We start from the raw sequence: 3,825 nt of genomic DNA on the forward strand, positions 1-3,825 counted from the left end.
TTTCCTGGTTGACCGTTATCGTCTTCATAAATAAAAATATCAGCAACCCCAATATTGTTTACAATAGTTGGAATTATTTTCTCTATTTCCATTGATGTTCCTTCAGCGATATCAAAATCGTTGGCTATATATTTTAAGTCTAATCCAAATTCAGCGTTTTCGAAGTTGTTTCCATCTTCGTCTATAGTACAAGAGGTGGATTGCCCAAAATTTATTAAAGGTATTAAAAGAGCTAGAAAGAAATAAATTGATTTCATATGTGTTATAGTTTAAGGTTGATTGAATTTTATTCTTTTATTAGTTTAAATACTAAACTAAAAGTCACTTTTCCATGTGGAAAAAATTTAGAGAGTAGAGTTTGTTACATTGAATTGTTTATAAATACAGATTAATAACACTCCAACTTCTTTTTGATTGGAATAGCTAGTACTGAGGTAAACATTTTTAAATTGACCTTGCCTATGAGGTATATTTTATTGCCAAGTAGAAATGGAAACTCTTGAGCTATAAATAGGCAAAACCGCATAAAAAATTCACCATATTGTAAATTTTCTTTTGAGTTGGTATTAGAAATTGAGGAGGTGAAATTAAGTAAGAAAGAGAGGATATTGTGACTTTTTATCATATTGATGGATTTATGTTATTTCACGGTTGAAGTTTAAATTATTACGATAACAATTATACTTTTAAAAATAATTTATAACAATAAAACACATACTTAATAGGTACTTTTCTCAACTATTTTAGCTTATACAACTTAATGTTTTTGATTTAAATCATTGATATTTAGCGTTTAAAATCAAAAACAACTCATGAAGACCAAATTCGTTGAAAAATGTCTATTTCAGAAATTATTATATCTCAAAAAGTAGATTTTGAGTGAGAAAAGAGGAAGGATGTTAAAAACAGAACCTTAGAATAAATCAAATTTTAGAGACGAAAGAGAGTCCCTGTGTATATTTTTCGTTTTAACCCAATTTTTAATAATAAGTAAATACAATAAATAGTAAGTGCGTTTATAAAGATGCTACTTCAAAAAAAAGAGATTACAAAAACCAAAAACACTAAATACCGTGAATCCAATTATAGATATCTATATCATTCGGGATATTTAATTTTTTTCTAATCTGATATTTTTTATTTTGTACCGTCCTTGGCTGAATTACCTTGTATTGAGCTATTTGCTTCGTAGTAAGATTTAATTTTAGGAGAGCACAGAACTCAACTTCTCCTTTGGCGAGCTTAGGATTTATTTTTAATAATGAATCAATGAAATTTGGAAATGCATTATTAAAGCTGATCATAAAAGCAGGATCGTCTTTTTTTACCAGGTCGATAATTTCGTTATAAATTGCTAACTTATCTTCCTCTAAAACTTCATTTTTTTCTAAAAACTCCTTGCTAAGTCTTTCATACTTAGAGTGTATCTTGTTTCTATACACGAAAATTGAAATTGCAATAATTATTACTGAAATACCAACAATTAAAAGGATCCAAACATAAAAAGTTCGTTGGTTTTGTTTGTCGATTTCACTTTGCTTAAGCTTTCTTTTTTCAATTATTTGATGAAGTGACTTATTCTTAGTTTCAAATTGCATTAATTTTAAAGATTGAAGTCTATTTGTATATTCTTCTATATTTTCACTATTGTTTTTCTGTTTAGCCACGTCAATAAGGGTCTCGTATGTATCTTTTAAATTTACATATTCTCCAATTTCTATAGCTAATAATTCTGCTTTGCTAAGGAACTCAATAGCGTTATCAAACTCCTTTTTTTCGGTATATACTTTACCTAGAGAAAGATAGTTCCGTAGCATAATTACATCATCCTTCTCCATCTCTTTCGGTCTCAGCGAAATAGATTTCCGAGCATGAAATTCAGTAGCGTCGGGATCATATTCCATATAATAAATTCCGAGATTGGAATGATATAAATAATTTAAGTAATCACGATACTCACCTTCAGGTACTTTACTAAACTCATCCCCACCCTTCATCATCATCGTAACAGCTATTTTAGGCTTGTTTAAATGTGAGTAAGTATTAGCAAAACTAATATATACATTTGATTTTGTATTTATTATACTAAAATCCAAGCTATCTTCTCTTTCAAGTATTTCTAAAGCCTCCTGTAATTCCAACAAAGCATCATCAAAAAGGCTATTGAATTTTAATGATTCCGCTAGATACATTTTAGACAATGCTTTCATGCGATTATTCTGGTTCTTTTCCGCCTTGTCATATAGTATCTCAGAAGCCTTAAACAAGCCGGAAGCATCTTCCTTTTGGAAATAGTACCGACAAGTATTAGCCAATAGTAGCACTTCAGCATTTTCATTATTTGTGCTAACGGCTTCATTTAAAAGGAGGTCGATGTTAGCTTTTGAAGCTTCCAAATCAGTCAACATCAACTTTTGGTTTTCTTGTATTCTATCTTCTAAAGAAGTTATGACTTGTAATCTTTCGTTTTTTAAATTAGTTTGAGAAGTACTAGTGGTAGGAAGAACTAAAATAATTACTAAAAGAAAGATTTTGAAATAAAAATTCATCAAGGTTGTACGTTTATTATTGGATAAATATAGTATAAAAATAGTATAAATTCTTCGATTCGTTTTTAAGACTAATCAAGTATTACATTAGGTTAGCACTATTGTTTTTATCCTCGATTATTTAGAAATTTGTGAACTCCACTACTTCAAAAACTTACAACATACCGTACTCAAAACTTTTTCAAAAATTGTTTATAATAACTATTAAAACATACTTGTTTTAATAGTGTGTTATCATTCAAGAAAAGGTAAGAGTAGCAATTTATATTTTTAATGTCGAGTAAATTTCGATTTAAGATTTTTGATAACTAGGTGCGAATGTAAAAAAATACAATCGAAGTGAAATAGGTTGTGAATTGTAGAGTTGACTTGTATTCTGATAGCAGTCGAAGAATCAATATAAAGTATCAAATGTATCACGCTGAATAACCTGTTCTGAGTAGCTTGTTCTGAGCCTGTCGAAGGGGAGCACAAAGGAAGCCAAACCAAAAAAAGCCCCCGATTTCTCGACGGCTTTTTTAAAATTCCCTAAACTCCTTTACTAACGTCTAACAAACCATTTCCCAATCCACCTGAGTAATAGTGTTACTATAAAACTGGTTATCGTTCCAAAAGTGGCCATACACATGGTAACAACTATATCCTTTACAGGTAGATTAGGCAACACTCCAAATACGATACCTCCAAAAATACTGATGCGGTAATTATCCATAACGTTCTTTTTTATTGTTTAGGAACGAGTAGGGGGTTAGGGTCTCCAATCCCAATAGTATCAGATTTACTCGTCGGATCCTCATCGTTTCCATCGTTAATAACTGTCTGACTTACTACAGACGCTACTGTTCCTGCTACCATAAAGTACCCAGCAAAAGTTATTAATCCCGAAGGCAGTAGCACAGGAGCTGTTACTATAGCCCCTCCAATGGCAGTCATCGCAAGACCAATATTCCTTAACATCCGAAAAAACTTCGGCGTTGGTTGTTCCATTCTTTTTAAAATATCCATAAGCTAAAATTTAAATTAATTTATCCGTTCACGGTTTATTCACCTAAAATTAAGTTTCTTAAAAGTGAATCTTCAACCGCTATATAGTTCCCACCACCCGCCCTCGTGGTTGTGTCCACCCACTATTACCGCAGTAGTCCACAACATCTCGAATCAATAAATCTGTCAAGCTGTGCATCCTGTTCTCAGCGAATCCCAATTGTCAATTAACCATCAACCCAAAGGTATCTGAGTGAATTTCAGCGTGCGCAGCAAAGCTGAAATTTGTACC

Annotated in this window: 4 protein-coding genes; all 4 read right to left on the bottom strand. The window is 31.4% G+C overall.

The genetic code is table 11. From position 1 onward, the window contains the following. A partial coding sequence (locus tag BLW28_RS12740; RefSeq protein ID WP_143036882.1) for a hypothetical protein occupies positions 1–257 on the bottom strand: 257 nt, incomplete at its 3' end. An 807-nt stretch (positions 258–1,064) separates the two neighbouring features. Further along, positions 1,065–2,549 (bottom strand): helix-turn-helix transcriptional regulator, encoded by a 1,485-nt coding sequence (locus BLW28_RS12745; protein ID WP_073220718.1) that lies wholly within the window; start codon positions 2,547–2,549, stop codon positions 1,065–1,067. A 541-nt stretch (positions 2,550–3,090) separates the two neighbouring features. Beyond that, the gene (locus BLW28_RS15790; RefSeq protein ID WP_159431781.1) at positions 3,091–3,261 is read right to left on the bottom strand and encodes a hypothetical protein; all 171 of its coding nucleotides are present in this window, start codon (positions 3,259–3,261) and stop codon (positions 3,091–3,093) included. Between the two features lie 11 nt (positions 3,262–3,272). Then, complete coding sequence (locus BLW28_RS12750) at positions 3,273–3,554, bottom strand: hypothetical protein (protein ID WP_073220716.1); 282 nt, start codon at positions 3,552–3,554, stop codon at positions 3,273–3,275. Positions 3,555–3,825 lie beyond the last annotated feature (271 nt).

The organism is Aequorivita viscosa (genome assembly GCF_900106795.1).
In the GTDB taxonomy this organism is placed as follows: Bacteria; Bacteroidota; Bacteroidia; order Flavobacteriales; family Flavobacteriaceae; genus Aequorivita; species Aequorivita viscosa.